At 30.8% G+C, this 19,137-nt stretch carries 21 protein-coding genes and 2 pseudogenes; 10 read left to right on the top strand and 13 right to left on the bottom strand.

Features of this window, described 5'->3' with window-relative positions; genetic code table 11:
* Positions 1–35: 35 nt before the first annotated feature.
* Together ACLBWW_RS18765 and ACLBWW_RS18760 are read right to left on the bottom strand one after the other, a co-directional pair.
* Positions 36–581: a hypothetical protein gene (locus ACLBWW_RS18765; RefSeq protein ID WP_048547116.1), complete on the bottom strand. Its 546-nt coding sequence runs from the start codon at positions 579–581 to the stop codon at positions 36–38.
* A 240-nt stretch (positions 582–821) separates the two neighbouring features.
* Positions 822–1,106, bottom strand: a complete 285-nt coding sequence (locus ACLBWW_RS18760; protein ID WP_053078541.1) for a hypothetical protein — start codon at positions 1,104–1,106, stop codon at positions 822–824.
* Positions 1,107–1,589: 483 nt separating this feature from the next.
* Between ACLBWW_RS18760 and ACLBWW_RS18755 the strand changes: the two genes are divergently transcribed.
* From ACLBWW_RS18755 to ACLBWW_RS18745, 3 genes are all read left to right on the top strand, one after another.
* Complete coding sequence (locus ACLBWW_RS18755; protein WP_447614163.1) at positions 1,590–2,360, top strand: DUF3959 family protein; 771 nt, start codon at positions 1,590–1,592, stop codon at positions 2,358–2,360.
* Positions 2,361–2,502: 142 nt separating this feature from the next.
* Positions 2,503–2,919 carry a DUF3995 domain-containing protein gene (locus ACLBWW_RS18750; RefSeq protein WP_431121778.1) on the top strand — a complete coding sequence of 139 codons (417 nt, stop codon included), beginning with the start codon at positions 2,503–2,505 and terminating at the stop codon, positions 2,917–2,919.
* Positions 2,920–3,058: 139 nt separating this feature from the next.
* Entirely contained in the window at positions 3,059–3,262 is a 204-nt protein-coding gene (locus tag ACLBWW_RS18745; protein ID WP_048547121.1) for a hypothetical protein, read from the top strand.
* 247 nt (positions 3,263–3,509) lie between these two features.
* Here ACLBWW_RS18745 and ACLBWW_RS18740 read toward each other — a convergent pair whose 3' ends face one another.
* Positions 3,510–3,722, bottom strand: coding sequence for a hypothetical protein (locus tag ACLBWW_RS18740; RefSeq protein ID WP_048547123.1), 213 nt, complete (start codon positions 3,720–3,722; stop codon positions 3,510–3,512).
* 229 nt (positions 3,723–3,951) lie between these two features.
* Here ACLBWW_RS18740 and ACLBWW_RS18735 point away from each other — a divergent pair, with 229 nt between their 5' ends.
* From ACLBWW_RS18735 to ACLBWW_RS18710, 6 genes are all read left to right on the top strand, one after another.
* A complete protein-coding gene (locus tag ACLBWW_RS18735) occupies positions 3,952–4,956 on the top strand; it encodes a DUF1835 domain-containing protein (protein WP_447614162.1) in 1,005 nt (334 codons plus the stop codon).
* A 149-nt stretch (positions 4,957–5,105) separates the two neighbouring features.
* A complete protein-coding gene (locus tag ACLBWW_RS18730; RefSeq protein WP_098222533.1) occupies positions 5,106–5,498 on the top strand; it encodes a hypothetical protein in 393 nt (130 codons plus the stop codon).
* A 158-nt stretch (positions 5,499–5,656) separates the two neighbouring features.
* A complete protein-coding gene (gene cypA / locus ACLBWW_RS18725) occupies positions 5,657–6,892 on the top strand; it encodes a cytochrome P450 (protein ID WP_048547128.1) in 1,236 nt (411 codons plus the stop codon).
* Between the two features lie 267 nt (positions 6,893–7,159).
* The gene (locus tag ACLBWW_RS18720) at positions 7,160–8,443 is read left to right on the top strand and encodes an MFS transporter (RefSeq protein ID WP_098128320.1); all 1,284 of its coding nucleotides are present in this window, start codon (positions 7,160–7,162) and stop codon (positions 8,441–8,443) included.
* Complete coding sequence (locus tag ACLBWW_RS18715; RefSeq protein ID WP_098222536.1) at positions 8,433–9,062, top strand: Vat family streptogramin A O-acetyltransferase; 630 nt, start codon at positions 8,433–8,435, stop codon at positions 9,060–9,062. Before ACLBWW_RS18720 ends, ACLBWW_RS18715 begins: the two co-directional genes overlap by 11 nt.
* A 73-nt stretch (positions 9,063–9,135) precedes the next feature.
* Positions 9,136–9,291, top strand: a complete 156-nt coding sequence (locus ACLBWW_RS18710; protein ID WP_000046089.1) for a DUF1540 domain-containing protein — start codon at positions 9,136–9,138, stop codon at positions 9,289–9,291.
* 102 nt (positions 9,292–9,393) lie between these two features.
* Here ACLBWW_RS18710 and ACLBWW_RS18705 read toward each other — a convergent pair.
* A pseudogene (locus ACLBWW_RS18705) lies at positions 9,394–9,797 on the bottom strand (PadR family transcriptional regulator).
* Between the two features lie 218 nt (positions 9,798–10,015).
* On the bottom strand, positions 10,016–10,537 hold the full coding sequence (locus ACLBWW_RS18700; protein WP_098067886.1) for a DinB family protein: 522 nt from the start codon (positions 10,535–10,537) through the stop codon (positions 10,016–10,018).
* Positions 10,538–10,793: 256 nt separating this feature from the next.
* Between ACLBWW_RS18700 and ACLBWW_RS18695 the strand changes: the two genes are divergently transcribed.
* The gene (locus ACLBWW_RS18695) at positions 10,794–11,096 is read left to right on the top strand and encodes a hypothetical protein (RefSeq protein ID WP_000717613.1); all 303 of its coding nucleotides are present in this window, start codon (positions 10,794–10,796) and stop codon (positions 11,094–11,096) included.
* Positions 11,097–11,664: 568 nt separating this feature from the next.
* Here ACLBWW_RS18695 and ACLBWW_RS18690 read toward each other — a convergent pair.
* The 8 genes and pseudogenes from ACLBWW_RS18690 to ACLBWW_RS18655 form a co-directional block, all read right to left on the bottom strand.
* Positions 11,665–12,609, bottom strand: coding sequence for an acetyl-CoA carboxylase carboxyltransferase subunit alpha (locus ACLBWW_RS18690; RefSeq protein ID WP_000052085.1), 945 nt, complete (start codon positions 12,607–12,609; stop codon positions 11,665–11,667).
* Between the two features lie 32 nt (positions 12,610–12,641).
* Positions 12,642–13,088 (bottom strand): MarR family winged helix-turn-helix transcriptional regulator, encoded by a 447-nt coding sequence (locus ACLBWW_RS18685; protein ID WP_000817662.1) that lies wholly within the window; start codon positions 13,086–13,088, stop codon positions 12,642–12,644.
* Positions 13,089–13,685: 597 nt separating this feature from the next.
* Positions 13,686–14,423, bottom strand: a complete 738-nt coding sequence (locus ACLBWW_RS18680) for an ABC transporter permease (RefSeq protein WP_000609080.1) — start codon at positions 14,421–14,423, stop codon at positions 13,686–13,688.
* A 15-nt stretch (positions 14,424–14,438) separates the two neighbouring features.
* Complete coding sequence (locus tag ACLBWW_RS18675) at positions 14,439–15,182, bottom strand: ABC transporter permease (RefSeq protein WP_048543663.1); 744 nt, start codon at positions 15,180–15,182, stop codon at positions 14,439–14,441.
* Positions 15,179–16,105 carry an ABC transporter ATP-binding protein gene (locus ACLBWW_RS18670; RefSeq protein WP_002160127.1) on the bottom strand — a complete coding sequence of 309 codons (927 nt, stop codon included), beginning with the start codon at positions 16,103–16,105 and terminating at the stop codon, positions 15,179–15,181. Before ACLBWW_RS18670 ends, ACLBWW_RS18675 begins: the two co-directional genes overlap by 4 nt.
* A gap of 37 nt (positions 16,106–16,142) precedes the next feature.
* Positions 16,143–16,268 (bottom strand): annotated as a pseudogene (locus ACLBWW_RS18665) (class II lanthipeptide, LchA2/BrtA2 family); the annotation flags it as partial.
* Positions 16,269–16,407: 139 nt separating this feature from the next.
* The gene (locus tag ACLBWW_RS18660; RefSeq protein ID WP_048543661.1) at positions 16,408–17,040 is read right to left on the bottom strand and encodes a hypothetical protein; all 633 of its coding nucleotides are present in this window, start codon (positions 17,038–17,040) and stop codon (positions 16,408–16,410) included.
* A 750-nt stretch (positions 17,041–17,790) separates the two neighbouring features.
* Positions 17,791–19,059 carry a helix-turn-helix domain-containing protein gene (locus tag ACLBWW_RS18655; RefSeq protein ID WP_001020458.1) on the bottom strand — a complete coding sequence of 423 codons (1,269 nt, stop codon included), beginning with the start codon at positions 19,057–19,059 and terminating at the stop codon, positions 17,791–17,793.
* Positions 19,060–19,137 lie beyond the last annotated feature (78 nt).

Genomic DNA, 19,137 nt, shown 5'->3' with positions numbered 1-19,137 from the left:
TTTAAAAGTATCCTTTTTTATTTGCAATATTTATATTAATCTGTATCAGTCATACAAATAATCCATACCATACTTTCTTGTTCATCAAAAATAACCCAAGTACTATCCCAATTAACATCGTAAAACCAATTAGTCCATGGTTTTTGGGAATAAAATATTTTTATTCCCAAAAATCTATTTTGAAATATTTGTTCGCAGAGCTGCGAACCTAATTTTTTTGCTTCCATTGGAGTACCTTTGAAATCTTTATAAGCGCCACCTTTAATTAACCTGATGGCAAATGCACCATCAAGAATTAAAGAATTAATATTTTCTAATTCTATTGGAACTTCAATAGATTTGGGGATGTTTAATTCGGGAATGTTTTTTATAATATCTGGTGAGGTAAGCATATCCTGTATATAATTATTGTATTTTTCATGTTCTAACCAAGGTAAATTTTTAAATACACTGTGATCATTGACCTTGAAACAAGATACAATAGTCCCACCATTTACATTCATAGCATCTGAAATTTTAATGAAATCATCTATAATAGGATTATTTATTTTTATGGATTGAAAAGTTTTTTCTTTGTACAAAGTTAGACTCGCTCCTTTATTTCGATTTAAAATCTATTTAATTATTGGTTACTACTATTATAATGGATTATTTATATAAAAAGAAAGGAATACTACTGTGTTCAAACACATGAGGGGATATATGCGGTTCTGATGCAAAAAGATGATAAATAAAAAGAACAATGATTGAATTTGGAGAATCCATACCGGAGTTGGAAAAATAAAGAGGCATCGCTCCTTTCAATGGGAATAGATGCCTCTTTATTTTTCTAATGATTCTTTTGCTGTAATATAATTTAAGATAGTTGGAATTTCTTTTTTAAAGTCGTGATATAAATCCTCAAGTCTTAAAAAAGCATCTATCAAGTCTTTATTCCCAAGTTGAAAAATCCCTTTGTATTCATATAGGTAGGATTCAAAAAGTTTATTAAGTAATTGTTCTTTTTTAAAGGAACTTTCTTCTCTTTTTATAATTTTTATATTTAAAAATAAGGGCTCAATGACAGTTTTTAAATTATTTTCACTTTGATTAAAGAAGCGATTCACTTTGTTTGTTTTTTAACCAACTATGTAACCTATCACAGCAGTTAATATAGGTATTATAATAGGAATAAATTCTTTTATAGTACTCATTTTACTCTCCTTTAATATTTCATTTAACATATAGATAAAACGATTATTCAGATTGATATGATTAATTCATTAATAACAAGAAACTGCAGCATTTAATAATGATTTTATTTGTTTTTCTTTTAATAAAGATTGAATAAATAAAAGTACCTTTATTTACTATTCATTTTTATTTGATTTAATATTTGCTATTTTTCTAAATTCGTTATCCTGCTCCTTATATCGATCAGGATTTGTCATTTTTTCATGTAAATAAGGATATCATTTGTCATGTATCTGCTATTTTACGTATTTACTTTATTTGCATACAGGATTAAGATGTTTTTTAGTAATAAAAACATTTTATTTGGAAAAGTAATATGAATTGATTCAAAAGAAATTTGAAAGGAATGAGGAATTGTGAAGAAGTTGGATGTGCTATTAATGCTATTGAGCGGCCTCTTTCCAGTTGCAGGAATTATGAAGCAAATCCCACTAGAACAATCTTTATATATTGGAGGCCTTTTATTTTTTACTAGTTTTGGTAGCTATTTTGCGAAAAAAATATATTCACGTATATGTAGCTGGATAGCTTATGCGCCATTTATAACATTACTGTTAGTAATTTGGCATCAAGATATTTCAACAAGTTCAATAATAGGGAATGCGAAAATCGCCGCTTGTGTCGCTTTAATTCCATGTTTATTCCGTTTTCGTACATATGGACTTACTTTCGGTTTATTCTCATTATGGGCCGCTTTACTTTGGGATATTAAAGAAGTACAGTCGTTAGTCATACTTGAACGTATGTCGAGTTTAATGATAAGTAATTTCAAATACCTTATGCTTTTAGTTGGCGGGCTTATATTAGGCGGGTTAATTGCCATGTTATTACACCGTAAAGAGGAAGATAATAAAGAAAATATAAATCTATTTCAACAAAAAAAGAAACGCAAAAAGCTATCATTTAAGATTCCACTTCCAAAATTACCGAAATTAAAGATGAAATTATATAAGTTTGGTGGAAAAGGATCAAAACGAAAAACACCAGAAAAAATACGTGAGCATAATTACGAAGAACCAGCTCCAGCTGCAACATATGAAATAAGCGAGAAAATAGATCAATATCAAGAAGGTACTGCTAAAGGACAAACGAGGATGGAACGTCGTAGAAATAGGTATAATGCGTAGTAAAGTGAAAAGCCCCTTAATGATTAATCAATTTTACGAAAAATCATTAAGGGGTTTTTATGTTATTAAATATAGATTGCTAAGGTGGAATTTATAGCATACTCTGAAGTTGAAGACTTAAATAAAATAATAGGAGGACAAAATGCTTATTATTACATATATTTCTGTCTGTATATTATTTTTAGTTAGCTTTTTACATGTTTACTGGGCTTTCGGAGGTAAGTGGGCGACAAATAGTGTCATTCCAACAAAAGCTGGAGAAAAGGCGTTTATACCAAGTGTAGGAATGACATTGTTTATTGCTTTATTATTAAGTACGGCCGCAATAATTTTATTACAACAAACAAATCTTGTTCATTTCGCATTTCATAATATTATTGTTCGAATGGGATCTTGGGTTTGTATGATTGTGTTTTTCATAAGAGTAATTGGTGAGTTTCGTTATTTTGGTATTTTTAAATGCGAAAAAGATACACATTTTGCTAAAATGGATACTGTTTTATTTATACCACTTTGTGCATTTCTATCTTTATCATTTTTACTCGCAATTATAATGTGAACATAAAATAGTAACTGCTTTTTCTAAAATAAATAAACGTGAATTAGCAAGGAGTAAAAGTGAGAAATCTAGTAGTAAATAAAAAGGATGTAAGCGTCTTCTTGTCGAAATATAGATCATTATGAAAGGCGGTGACACTATGAAGTATGTTAAAGTCTGTATGAATGGCGGAAGTGAATATAAATTCTCGATGACTTTAGATCGGTTTGAAGAACTTATTACTACAGAGAATGGACTATTAGAAAATAAATTAGTTAGTATTGAAAATGTAATGATTAATCCTACTAATATATCTTCTGTAGTTGAAAAAATTGGTGTACCGGCTAAGTTTATGGAAGCTTAAAAATTGGTACATAAAAAACATCCATAGGGATGTTTTTTATGTGTAAATATAATAATTATGCAATTAATAAATGAGCAGAATTTTTAGCAATACGTATACATTTGATGTTTAATAGATGCACAATAAAATAAGTACAAGCATATATTATATTGTAGGACAAGACCTTCGTGTCCTACTTAATACTCAGAAAAAACCTCTATCACATGAGAGCATCCGATTGCAGGGTGCTCTTTTTTTATCCGGCTCTTTAACTTTCAATTTTAAACATATCTTTGATGCTCATAAATATTAAAAATAAAATAATAGCAAAAATTAAGTTAGATAAATAGAAATCTTGATGAAATAGTAATTCAAAGATGACATCGAAAACATATAATAAGGCGATAGTAGGTAATATACAAATAAATATAAATCTCCAATTTTTCAAATAATGTTTATAAGTAGTAATCGCTTTCTCCATACATATAGCTCCTATATTATTTATTTTCTATATAATTATACATTTAAATAAAAGGATTTACAAAAGAATATTTAGTAATTAAGAATTGTAGGAGAGATTTTGTTGAAAATGTGGATAGCTGTAGCAATCTGAATAATAAATGCTTTTACTTAAAAAAAACTTTAAAAGAATGATACTAAAATGATACACTATAATATACGTTATTTATGAAATGAATAGAGGGATTTGTATGATAGATAATATCAAAAATATTGTAGAGGATATGTACGAAGATGAAGCAAAACATTTACTTCAAAGTATTCTTATTCAGTTGAATTTATTAGAAGAAAACTATAGTGAAGATGCAATTGAAAATTTGATGGATATTCCTAAGCAACTAACGGGTAATACATCATATATAAGAAATGTAAAAGAAAGCACACACGTACATATTGCGTTTGATGATTCAACAGCTGGATGTTTAAAATATATGCTTAGTCAAGAAGAACAATTGGAAGAGAGGGTTGTCGCTTTTTCTGAATTCTTTTCAATTGGGCCGATAAACAAGCTACATATGAATGAGGGACAACTTGCAAGACAGAAATGGTTAGTAAACAATTTAACTGCTTATGATAATTATTTTGAAGAAGAGTATTTACCAAGGTTTTTAGAAACTATGGAAGAACTACACACTATTCCTATTGAAACACCTATTACAATTTGGAAAGCTAATAACGCACATGAACATGTAGGCTTATGTTTTGTAATGGCGCAATTAAAAGATAAGAAAAACATTCGCGTTATTAATACGTCTGAAGCAAGTAAAGAAATATTAAAAAAAGAGTATGCTATTCGTGGAACTGGAGAGTTAGCACCTGAAAGTTTAGCTTTAATTCAAAAAAGTTTTGTAGAATTTCCATATTTAACTGTAGAGAAACGTATGCAGTTTGAACATGAGTGGGATAGTCTATCGAAAAGTACGGAATTTTTAAGAGTTTGGACAGACAATGAAGTGCGTTCTGTACAAGAAGATTATTTTGATCAATTTATTATTGAATGTGCGAAAAGTATAGGTGCTGATCGAGAATTCCTAAAAGCCCCTAGGGTAATTGGTGAAGCACTTGGTCATGTAGAGCAGTTAGTTGGCGATACGTTTTTAGAATATCGCTTAAAGGAATTAATTAAACAAGAAGTATTTGAATTTGAAGGTTCGTTAGATGAAATGCGTTTTTATAGTGTGAAATTAAGAAAATAATACATCTATTCCGATTATGAAGAAGCTCGTATTTTTAAAATACGAGCTTTATTTTTTTGTTGAATTTAGGCTATACATAAGCTTCCTATAGAGCGCTTATCACATATGAATGTTAAAGGTACTGAATGAAAAGTAGGTGAGTTGTTAATATGTATAACCAGCAAAATTACCCATATGATTATAATCCACAAAACTACGGGTATGAATCTGTAAATGAAGTGAGAGATATGGAACAAGAGGATTATAGACCAGATGATGCGGAAGATGCTCCAACGTCACCACCACCGTCACAAGCACCGTCGTTACCGTCTACATTTGCTTCTCCAGCTCAAACAGGGAATATGAAATCATGGATGTGTAACTGTCTAGGAAGATGGGGCTACTTACGTTTGCATCGTCCTGGACCTTTCGGAAGAGACTTATGGTTCTTCCCGACTGAAGTGAGGAGAAATGGGGTTTCAGGTTACACTTGGCAAGGTGGTCGCCGTCGTAAAGTAAGTTATCGCTATCAACAAATTAGTAATTTCATGTGTTTTGCGTAAAGAAGAGTGAGAGAGTAGAAGGATTTTACTCTCTCACTTTTTATTTTTCAATATGCGAAGTAAGATTTTAAATGAAAATTTACAATTTTCGCGTTTTTATTAGAGTATAATGCATATGTTGGTTGGTTTTCAAAAACAAATGAGAGTGAGGGAATACAATGTCAATGAAAAATAAAGTTGGGCTAAGAATAGAGGATGGTATTAATTTAGCTTCAGCTCAGTTTAAAGAAGATGCATATGAAATTTATAAAGAATCTCGAAAAATGCAACCTATCTTATTTGTGAATAAAACGGAATTGGGTGCAGAGTGGCTGATTACGAGATATGAAGATGCGCTGCCACTTTTAAAAGATAATCGCTTAAAAAAAGATCCGGCCAATGTATTTTCTCAAGATGCATTGAATGTGTTTCTTACTGTTGACAATAGTGATTATTTAACGACGCACATGTTAAATTCAGATCCACCTGATCATAATCGTTTACGATCACTCGTACAAAAAGCTTTTACGCCGAAGATGATCACACAATTGGAAGGAAGAATACAGGATATTGCAGATGATTTGTTAAGTGATGCCCAGCGAAAAGGTTCATTAAATCTTGTGGATGATTATTCGTTCCCTTTACCGATTATTGTTATAAGTGAAATGCTAGGCATTCCTAAAGAAGATCAAGCGAAATTTAGAATTTGGTCTCATGCTGTCATTGCTTACCCAGAAACACCAGAAGAAATAAAAGAAACTGAAAAGCAACTATCTGAGTTTATTACATATCTCCAATATTTAGTTGATGTTAAGAGACAAGAACCAAAAGAGGACTTGGTGAGTGCTTTAATACTTGCAGAAAGTGAAGGACATAAACTTAGCGCTAGGGAACTATATTCAATGATAATGTTACTAATTGTGGCGGGACATGAGACGACGGTAAATTTAATAACAAATACGGTATTAGCGCTTCTTGAAAATCCGAATCAACTACAGTTATTAAAAGAAAATCCAAAATTAATTGATGCAGCTATTGAGGAAGGGTTACGATATTATTCTCCAGTTGAGGTTACAACTTCAAGATGGGCGGCTGAACCTTTTCAAATTCACGACCGAACAATCGAAAGAGGAGATATGGTTGTCATTGCATTAGCTTCTGCAAACCGTGATGAAAATGTATTTGAAAACCCAGAAGTATTCGATATTACTCGGGAAAATAATCGCCATATTGCCTTTGGTCATGGTAGCCATTTCTGCTTAGGAGCTCCACTTGCTAAATTAGAAGCAAAGATTGCTATTACTACTTTGTTTAATCGAATGCCTAATTTGCAAATAAAAGGTAACCGTGAAGACATTAAATGGCAAGGTAATTATTTAATGCGTTCTTTAGAGGAATTGCCTTTAAATTTCTAGAATAGTTAAAAGGAGACATGCATACATCGAAAATGATTTACATAGAGTATGTATGTGTTATTTAAATTTGAAACGGAAGGGTGAAAACATCCCAATGATCAACTAATTCTATTTGTAAGAGATCTTCGTTAAAAAACGAAATATTCTTCTGAATAGGATTAGTCTGTACATTTATAGAAAAGGGATGTATTTCGCTCTGCGAATATATAGTCTTTTTATATGATTTGTGCTGCCTCCTGTTCAGAACATGAAATAGGGGGCTTTTTTATGTCGACAAATGTAGTAATGAAACAAAACAATGGGGTATCACAAGTACTAAAAAATCGGTTTGTGCAAGGAATTCTTGCATCAGCATTATTTTTACAAATTGGAATATGGGTTCGGAACTTTGCGGTATTATTATATGTAATGGAAATGACGAAAGGTGATGCTTTTGCTATTTCAATGATTTCGGTTGCTGAGTTTGCTCCAATTTTCATCTTTTCCTTTATAGGTGGAACCTTTGCTGATAGGTGGAAGCCAAAGAAGACAATGATTTGGTGTGAAACGTTAAGTTCCATTTCAGTATTCGCTGTATTAATTACACTTATGTTTGGAACATGGAAAATCGTGTTTTTTGTCACGCTTATTTCTGCAATCCTTTCGCAGTTTTCTCAACCATCAGGTATGAAATTGTTTAAACAGCATTTATCAACGGAACAAATCCAATTAGCGATGTCTATATATCAAACAATATTTGCGATTTTTATGGTGCTAGGACCGATTCTTGGAACATTTATCTTTCATAGTTTTGGAATTTATATTTCAATTATAATAACAGGTATCGCTTTTTTACTGGCAGCAGCTGTATTGTTATTTCTTCCGAAAGATCTTGAGAATGATATTGAGAAGAAAGAAATCACGCTATTACAGGAGATGCTGGATGGTATTAAATATGTGAAAAAGAAAAAAGCATTAACTTTGCTTGGGCTTTGTTTTATGGCAGCAGGACTAGGTATAGGATTGATTCAGCCATTAGGTATATTTATTGTGACTGAGCAGTTAGGGTTACCAAAAGAGAGTTTGCAATGGTTACTAACAGTAAATGGTGCGGGTATGATTGTTGGCGGAGCTTTAGCGATGGTATTTGCGAAAAACGTAGCTCCGCAAAAGATGTTAATTGTAGGGATGCTCGGTCAGGCGATCGGCATTGGTATTATAGGTTATTCAACGAATTTATGGGTGACACTTACAGCACAACTTTTTAGTGGGTTAGCTCTCCCATGTATCCAAATAGGTATTAATACGCTCATTATTCAAAATAGCGATACTGATTTTATCGGTCGTGTAAATGGCATTTTAAGTCCACTATTTACCGGTTCAATGGTAGTAACAATGAGTGTAGCCGGTTCATTAAAAGAGGTGTTCTCATTAAGTACGATGTATGAGGGCACAGCTTTACTATTTATAATTGGATTATTATTTATTTTACCTATATACAATTTAAAGCCAGTAATAGCGGTAGAAAGTGAAATAAATGGTAAGGGAAGTGCTGTACAACATGAATCCTAATCCAAATGTTAAATATCCTATTGAAGGAAATCAAAATGTCCATTTTATAAAAAATACAATAACGAAAGCTAATATACTTGTTGGTGACTATTCTTATTATGATGCGAAAGATGGAGAAACATTTGAAGATCGAGTATTACATCATTATGAATTTCTTGGAGATCATCTTACTATTGGAAAGTTTTGTTGTATTGCAAATGGAGTTACCTTTATTATGAACGGAGCGAATCATCGGATGGATGGATTTTCGGCATATCCATTTAATATATTTGGAAATGGGTGGGAGAAGTATACACCTAATTTGTCTGATTTACCTTACAAAGGGAATACAGTTATAGGAAATGATGTATGGATTGGTATGGATGCAACGATTATGCCTGGAATAAAAATAGGAGATGGTGCAATCATTGCAGCTAAATCTGTTGTGACTAGAGACGTCGCACCATATACAATTGTTGGCGGAAACCCTGCAAATAAAATAAAGGAACGATTTACAAGTACAATAGTAGAAGAGTTATTGCAAATTCAATGGTGGCATTTTGACATTGAAAAAATAACAGAAAATATAGATGCTATTGTACAAGGAAATATTAAACCATTAAGAAAGCTAAAAAGGTAATAAAAAATGCGTGACAAAGAGTATCATACCTCCGAATTTTGTTAATGATAATAGAACAAGGAGGTGTGATACTATGGCACAAGACGTTTTATGTGAAGTAAACAACTGTAAATTTTGGGCTAACGGCAATAAATGTAGTGCAGATGCAATTTATGTAGTAAGTCATAAAGGGAAACATGCATCAACTACGGAAGAAACAGATTGCAAAACTTTTGATCCAGAAGTATAAAATTTTTGAAGGGTAGCCAAATCGTGGTTGCCCTTTTATTAATTATAGTATTGATAATAAATCTCATTTTCATTCATTATTTTTAACTTTTCTTGTTAATTTTTATATTTTCTTCATAAGTGATGTAATCCAGAGTAATTCGTGTTCTATACGTGATTTACTAAATTCAATAACTTCTGTAATAAAAGATGAGCTAACATGTAAAGATTGAATAGCAGTAAGCTGTTTATGTAGTACGTCTTGGCGTATTGTTAAAATTTCTTTTCTAGCTTCGTAATCAAGTTTTTCAAATAGCGCGATACGCACAAGGAATTCAGCGTTATTTGTCGCAATTTTTTCAGGAAACTCTCTTAACATCTCTGAAAAAATTTCTTCACCTGTTTCAGTTATATCGCACATATTTCGATTTGGTTTTCCGACTTGTTTATGTATTTTTTTGTTATAGCACCTATATTTTGGAAGTGCCAAAGAGCGGGATACAGTGTATTATGGGGTTCAGCCGAGATACGTGTAAAAACGGGTCATAATATGTGATATATTTCCATTATTGGTTTTTTAGTTAAAAATATCTACCTCATGATTAACAAAAAGCTGATTACCTATGCGCTATAAATGAACTGCCCCCAATTGTTAAACAAAACCTAGCAATTGGGGGCAGTTCATAGTTATCATTTGACTCTTCTAGTGACTTTTTCAAGTAAAGCACCCTTTGGTTGAATAAGATTTATTTATTCATTCCCATCAATCGCTTAATTGTTCTTATTTGTCCACGATGATTAATTTCGTCTTCCATAACGTGAAACCACAAGTAGTAATTATTATAAGGCACACCATTATCCCACTTATTTTCCTCGAATAACCAGCTATCTTGTTTTGATTTCAGATATGTTATTGTATTTTCTCTAACTTGTGATAATTCATTCAAATAATAATCTAAAGATTGCTTTTTTATTCCTTCCCTTGCTTTGTCTCCAAGTTCTAAAGAAATTCGCCACTTTAGATATTCACTTTCAGTTAAATCTCTTTTTTCAAACGAGATAACTTGATGAACAAACTCCATCGCTGCAATATGTGATAAGAGAGAACCAATAGTGTTTGAACTACCGTTTGGTAAGAAATCTAAATCACTTTGGTTTAAATTGGAGATTTCGCTCAATGTAACATCTCTTGTATGTTCAAGCATTGTTACAAGCTCTCCAATCTTATTTGAATAGTTTTCTCTTGAAATTATTCTATAATCTATCATATATATCCCTCCAATTCATGCTAAGCATAAGTTTACCAATAAAATAAAAAAACAAATTCTGGAAATTCATGTAAAATAATGATATAATTTAATTGAATATATAGAAAAAGGAAACCTGTTTTTATCAGTGTTACCTTATCCAAGACTAAATTTTACCCATACATCATTTTTTTGATGTAGCTCTTGAAGATAAAAACTATTTAATTTTCAAGGAACAGTTATTAACTTAAAACTTATTATACGAGGAGGGTGTATCATGAAAAAAATATGCTTTGTATTAATTGTCGACGCTGGTATAAATTATGGTTCAATATTTTCTCTACCATTTTTAAGGAATCAGGATGATTTGAAGGAATATTTTTCTAAGTATTATGATGTTTCAATTAATTATATTAGGGATAAAAACTCAGTTGACTATTTGGTAGTTCCCAAACCGTGTCCACCTTTTGATAATGAAAATAATCTTCCAATAATTGAAGTACCAGCAATCTTATTTATGGAAAAGGATTTTGAAAAAATAAAGACTTATATAGACAATTATTTTTCTAATAACCCATAAAGAAAATAAAAGTACAGTAAAAAGAAGTCCAATAAAAAACGAGTGGCGTAGAATATTTCTATTAATCATTCGTTTTTTATTATATTTACATATATTTTTTAAAAGAGGATTATAGACGTTCTGAAAAAAATTAATTATAACAAGAACAGTGTTCGTACCCCAATAAGAGGGGTTTACTTTACTTCCAATAACGAGAATTATGTAAATAAGCTGTCCATGTGGACAGCTTATTGTTTTTTTGCTTAGCGTGCAAAATTCGCGTCTTGTTGGCGGTACCCCATTGCCATCAACCTAAGCTTTTGAGATACTCCCCATAACAAAATTCCCGCATCTTTACAGTTATTTATGAGAATTCAGCTCATTTTTTCGTTTTGGGGAACAATCAATTTCTTAAGTTGATGGGTATGTGATAATGCTTCCATTTGAACAAATTTTCCTTTTCCATACCGATCACACACCTTTTGTAGAGTAATAGTATCAGCATATCCCAGTTTAAGAGGTTACTTACAAAATATTTAAATTTTTTTTGCGAGAATCCTCCGAAATGTAATACGGACTTTAAATATTTTCATTTATAATTCTCTATTTGTCTATACTTTTCATACCGCTGTTGTATAAGCTCTTCCGAGGATAATAGTATCAATTTTTTTAGAGATGATTCGATTACAGATTCAATCATTTTTGCCTGTGATTTTATATCATTTTGTGCTCCACCTTTAATTTCAGGAATGATTTCATCAATAATTCCTAAATGTTTTAAATCTTTTGCTGAAATTTTCATATGTTCAGCAGCTTCTGGAGCATACTTAGCGTCCTTCCATAGGATAGATGCTGCTCCTTCTGGCGAAATTACCGAGTACCATGAATACTCTAACATATGGATATGGTTACCGACACTAATGCCAAGAGCTCCACCACTTGATGCCTCTCCAATTACAATACAAACAATTGGCACTTTAAGTGTAGTCATTTCAAATAGATTTCGAGCTATCGCTTCAGAAATTCCACGTTCTTCAGACCCTATCCCTGGATAGGCGCCTATTGTATCAATAAATGTAATAATAGGGCGATTAAATTTATCAGCTTGTTTCATAAGTCTTAGCGCTTTTCTATAACCTTCTGGATGTGCCATTCCAAAATTTCTTTCTATACTTTCCTTTGTATTTCTACCTCTTTGATGACCAATAACCGTAACGGGCATTCCTTTAAATTTTGCAATACCACCTATCATTGCTTTATCATCACCATATAATCGATCACCATGAAGTTCGAGAAAGTTTGTAAACAATAAAGGTATATAGTCCAATGTCGTGGGTCTGTTACGTAGCCTTGCAATTTGAACTCGTTGAAAAGGTGTAATATTAGAATAAATTTTATCTTGCATTTTATTTAAACGTTTTTCTAATTCATGAATTTCTGACGATAAATCTACATTATTTTCTTTCATAATTTTCTTTAATTCATCAAATTTCTCTTTTAATTCAATAATAGGACGTTCAAAATGCAAACTCATTTTATCCTCCAAATGTTATGACTTACCTCACTCTAATCAAAAGGCTTAGAAATAGAATCAATAAATAATTCAAAACCATCCACAACTATTTTTTGTTCTGATTCTGATAAATTATTGAGAATACTTTGATAAAATGTAATGGATTGCTCTCTTAAGCAATTAACAGTTATGTGACCTTTTTCTGTGAGGTGCAGAAAAAGTTCTCTTCTATTTTTTTCATTTACTTCACGATAAATAAGCCCCTTTTTTACTAACTTATCTACCAATCTACTTACAGTTGAAGTCTCTAATCTAAGTTTATTGGATAGTTGCCAAACAGTTAATTTTTCCACCTCTAGTTCCTCTAACGCCATCATTTGAGAAGTTGGTAAAGGTTTTTCAAATGGTCCATTGGGCAAATTTTGAGATTCAAAAACCCCAGTTATTATAATCATTTTCTTAATATCTGTTCTTAGTTTTAAGGCATCTTCTCTTTTCAAATAGGTCACCCTCCTACAACTAATGTATCATACATCAATTGTATTATACATGAATATGTTTTTTTCACAAGCTTAACGTAAGCCAATATTACAACATGGACGAGATATTTCTTCTTGTTAAAATGGTATAAGTGGATTGTTTTCTACAAAAGGCAGAACATCAATTATGTATCAGGGGTCTTTATGAGGTACCGCTCATCGCAATCAAGCTAAGAAAATAAAACTACCCAAAAAGAGAAAAATAAGCTTCGATGCTATAAAAATACAAAATTTCCATTTAGGGGGTACTTTAAAATCTTAGCTTGATGGGTATGTGACTCTACCCCTATATGGTCTTTTGTGAGAGTGATGGCAATCTTACATGTCAGCACGAGCGTCGCCTTTGGTAGCAAGAAGTCCACTGGCGTTAGCCAGCTTGCCCCTTTAGAGGTAGGAGTGTCAATTCTTCTGTATATATTTGAAAAGATTGGCCTTTTTTCGCCATAAAAAATCTCCAGGTAAACAACAAAAAAAGAGTCCATCATACCAGATGGACTCTTTTTTTGTTGTTTACCTAACTGTGATACTATCAGGTCCCTCTAAGGGCGATTTCTCTTTCTATACTGTCTTTCTCAATAATTTTACATAACGTACTGTAATTAAAATCATACCTATAGTAAATGCAACTATTGATACCAATAATATAGTAATAGATAATATATCTTGATCAACTAATTCTGTAGACTTGAATGGTAAAGACCATAAATATCCAAATCCCCACTTTGCTTCTGAAAAAAGAAATAAACCGATTAAAGATAGGATTATATTAACAAATGTAAAAGTGATAGATGTTTTTATAAATAAGAATAATAGGAGTTGCACTATTATAAGAGGAAATGTCGCAACAACAGAAATTAAAAATACTTTAATCATAAATTCTAAAGGAAATGGATCTGTAAAATCAAAATACATTCCTGATACATACAAGCTCATTAAAACTATTAAGTGTATTGCAGAAAATAATAACACACTAGATACAAATTTAGATAAAACAATTTTAAAATTAGTATTTGGAGATAGATGCATTATTTTCCAATTAGTTTTGTTTTCAAACTGACACAAGAAGGCTGTTACCATCCCTGAAATGACAGGGAGAAAAAAACCAACATAGAAAAAAGATATAAACATCCATACGCCCATCCATGAATTATCCAAACCGTGATTATACTCTCCTACCACGAATTTAGTATACATAATCATTGAATATATAATCGGACAAAGTGCTAAGATGAAAAATGTAATTTGTTGTGGGTGTTTTCTTATTTTTATCCAATCAGAATAAATTAAATTTATCATTTGAGATCTCCTTTGTTAGTTTTTATTATCCATTTTAATAAATAAGATGTATCCAATTCCTAAAATAAGAATAGTAATAGGAATTCCTGCTAGCATGTACCATTTATCGTATGACCATAACGTATTAAAAACATCTAGATTATTCACATAATTGATTGGGAAATATAAGATTTGATATGAAATAGGAAACCACCAAAGCTTAGTTGAGCTTAATATATCGCCGAAAAGATACGAAGCTAGAGCTAGTGCAACGATCACTGATTGATTCGATACATTGATGGATATAATGAACGCCAAAGCGCAAAATGGGATGCTAATAAGAAATGGATATAACGTAAAAACAAACACATGCTGCATGGAAACCGCATCTAAAGAAACACCTAAACCTGGAAGTAATAACACTGTACAAATCATATGTATTACGGTTGTAATAATAAGAGCAACCATAACAACAAGGAACTTATTTATATACACACTAAATTTCTGTACTGGATACGTAAATGTTCTTTTCCACGTAGAATTTTTATATTCAACATTGTTTACACTAGCTATAATAAACACAATAAAAAAGTTTAATATGTATTTTAAAATTTGCAAGTTTATACCGAATATAGTTTCTAATTTAATAGTATGAGAATTACTATAGTAATTTAGTCCAGCAAATTCACCTAATGCAAGTATAATAGGTCCTAAGATAACCAAAAACCAAAAATGACTTTTTCTATATTTTATATACTCAGTGGCTAATACATTTCTCATACACTTACAGCACCTTGTTCAACAATATCTAAATATGCTTCCTCTAAATTTTGCTTTTTGGTTTGGAAAGATTGAATAAAAATCTGATTCGTTACTAATAGTTGTTGAATATCATTCAGTGATTTTTCATCGTTATATTCAATACTAAAGATGTTATTATTTACATTGAATGTATAATTGGATTGTTCAAGTAATTTATCAGTAAGAGTCATATTATTAACACTAATTTCAACAATATTTAATGATTGTTTATTTTGTAAAGAAGATAATAAACCTTGGTACTTTATTTCTCCATGATGAATAATCCCGATATGATCAGCCATTTGTTCCACTTCACTTAAAATATGACTTGAAAGGATTATGGTAGAATTAAACATTTTTGGAGCTTTTTTTATTAATTCTTTCACTTCATAAACTCCCTGTGGATCTAAGCCATTAGTAGGTTCATCTAATATTAATAATTCAGGGTTATTTATGAAAGCAGCAGCTAATCCTAAACGTTGTTTCATACCAAGAGAATATTTTTTAAAAGCACGATTTCGATCCTCATATAGTTTAAATAAATTCAAAAGTTCTTTTATATGTTCTTTATCATGAACATTTTTCATTTTAGAAGCAATTAACAAGTTTTCGTATCCGGATAAATGCTCGTAAAAGGTTGGAGCTTCAATTAATGAACCTGTTTTAGATAAGATTTCTATTCTATTCTTTTGTATATCCATTCCCAATACTTCTACAGTTCCCTCATCAGCCTCTATCAATCCTAAAATGATTTTAAAAAATGTAGATTTACCAGCGCCATTCGGGCCTAATAATCCAAATATTTCACCCTTTTTTATAGTTAAATCAATCCCTTTTAAAACATGTTTGTCTTTATATTTTTTATGCAAACCTTTAATGTTTAAAACTTGATTATTCATCATATCAACCACCTGACGTTAGAATTTTAAATCAATTACACGACTCTGGAGACACATCTCCGGCACCCGCTATTTTTTTCAATTCATCTTCATCGATTGCACCAATTAATTTTTTTGTATCAAATTCTTGATTACGTAATTTAGCTAATTTTTCATTTTTAGACATAGTAACCATCTTTTTAGAATGTTCAGGAAACAAATATTAGAGTACTTCAAATTTCATTAACAAAGATTGGTGACAGGTTTAGATGTTATAGAAGGTAATTTATGTTGCCTTCTATAACATCTAAACCTTTTTTATTCCTTTAATATAAAGCTGTCTGTTTAATCCATTGTAAGACGATTAAAGGCATCATTATTTTCTTGAAATCAAATGATAGCTGAATTTGCTCTTCTAACTCTCCATGTATGGGCAATTGCTTTTGTAAGGCTAACATACACTCTGTAGTTTGGTCCTGTAACTTTGGATACATAAATTCTTTTGAATGCTGAATGCTTTCGCTTTGGTTTATTATATATCCAATAGCTATAGGTCCTTTTTCTTCACCTATTCCAGCCTTAAATTCTTGAACATTGATGCCTTTTAAATGAATAAAATAATCATTATAAAAATCTATTGCATAAGCACCTGGGGTAGATATACCAGTTACAATATTCGGTTGAAAAACAAATAGAATAGGTGCCAAAGCTGTAAATATTTGATTGTGAAATGCTTCATATAGAATTTGTGCTAAAGTATTAATATGAATAAACGGTTGAGCTAGACTAATCGATTCTTTTTGGGATGCTTGTTTATTCAATTGCTGTTTGTAAACATGATATGGCAATACGTCTTGTTCATTTGAAAAGTTTTTTAAACGTTGATTATTTTTCCCACCAAGATCCAAATGATAATTTATATTGTTTATCATATCTATAGAACTTTTTGTCTCTAGCATCAGATTAACCACCTCCTTGCTGTTTGACTTTCTGTATCTAAAATATACGTGTTAATTTATGTTAATAACAATAAGTAAAATTCAGTTAAAAATATTTAAAATTATTGTTGTTTTTTTCTATATTATTTTACATGTTTTGTAATTCAGGAAAGTTTCTATAGGATTTAACCTTGTACAAATAAAAATATTGCTATTGTTGAAAATAAAATTAACTACTTAGTTTCGTTTAAAGCAAAGTTAATATAATAAAAAAAAACAGGTGGAACTTACTTTCCGCCTGTTTTTTATCTATGGATTATTTAATAAGGGTATGTATTTGAAGGAAATCTTGAATATGGGGGGATTAATTAATCAGCACCTGGTTGATTGAGATGTCTTCTATACTAGTTTGTGCAGCTACATTTTGTGTAGTATCTGTAAGAAATACCGGATAACATAATAGCTGTAGTAAGAATGACATAAATTTTTTTGATTTTCATAATTCCAACCTCCAGTAGTAGTTGCTTTGTTAATTTAAATACTAATGGATGTCCTTTGTTACACGGAATTAGTAAAAAATTTTGATTTATAATTCCTTTTTTTATAAAAACAAGTTACCTATTTAACCAATTTTATTTGTGATTTATCTTATGTTAAATTATATTAATCCAATACCTACTATTACTGCAGAATCACATAGAGGGGATATTGCGGATATCATTACCAAGATCCTTGATTAATCTCCCTCTATCTATGTATTTTTAGTTTGTTTTAATTCGTCGAATTTTCAATTGATATTTTTAGATATTTTGCTGACATTTTATAAGCGCGATTATCAAAAAAATAGTCTCCTAGTTCATGAGCCAGTTCACTTACTAAAGGATATTGTTTCTTTTCTAAACCAATTTCAATTGCTTTTTGCATCTGTTTTTCATATCCATAATCATCTCCTCTTAATCTAGATATCTTCCCCTTCAATCCATATAGTTGAACATTAGCGTAAGGTACATCAAAAATTGATAATAAATCAAACGCTTCATCCATAAATTTATTAACAGTTTTCCAATCTTTAAATTCTATATGAATCTCTATTAAGCTTCGTAATGCGTATACCTTTTGATGTTTTTGTTCGAGAAACTCACTTAATTGCAAACATTCTTCATAGTACTTAATAGCATTAGTATAGTCTTTTAAACCTTGATAAATTTTCCCATAATTATACGAGATTATAGGTGAATACATAGAATCTCCTTTATCTTCCAACCTACTTTCTGCCTGCTGTAAGCATTCAAGAGCCCTGTCATATAATCCATCTAAATCATACAGTATTGCGAGCATTAACAAAGTATCTATTACTTTATTCTTTATATTAAATCTCAAAAATATTTTGTAAGCTTTCTGCGCATACAAACGACTAATGCTTTTATCTTTATACAGCGCTTTATTTACAAGACACAGATTATAATATACACTGGCGTGTTGAGTAGTTTCTTCTAGATCAAGTAAACTCTCTATCTTCACGTAGATTTCATGTGCAGCCATATAATCTTGTTTATTATAAAAATAATAACCTCGAGCCATTAAATAATATATATAATCTTCGGTATACTGGAGGTCTATTTGATTTGGAATAACTTGCACAGCCTGATTTACAATTGCTTCTACATATACTAAGTTATTATTTCGGGAATGATAGTATATTAAAACACCATAAGCCTTTAATAATAAAAGAATAGAGTCTATATCACGAACATACAGTTCTAAAGAAGATAAATCTTTTTCACTTATAATTTTATCATTTTTATACTTATTACATATTCCAAGGAGCATAGGTTCTATATCCCCATAATCTTCATCTACAAGAAAATTGTAATCAACTTCCATCTTTTTAGCGACCTTTTCTAAAAAAGAAACAGAAGGTTTAATTTGTCCATTTTCAATTCTGCTTAAATACGTTATAGAGCATATTTCTGATACTAATTCCCCTTGCGTAAATTCTTTATGTATACGGATTTGTCGAATACGTTCACCAATATTCATATTTCCACTCCTTTCTTCGAATAACCTGGTTTGATTATTTTAGGGCAATATAATAAGAATAACGCCTATATTATCTAT

The organism is Bacillus sp. M5A3_1b (genome assembly GCF_053345335.1).
The sequence above is the reverse complement of the archived record's forward strand: the minus strand, read 5'-3'. Positions and strand labels throughout refer to the sequence as shown.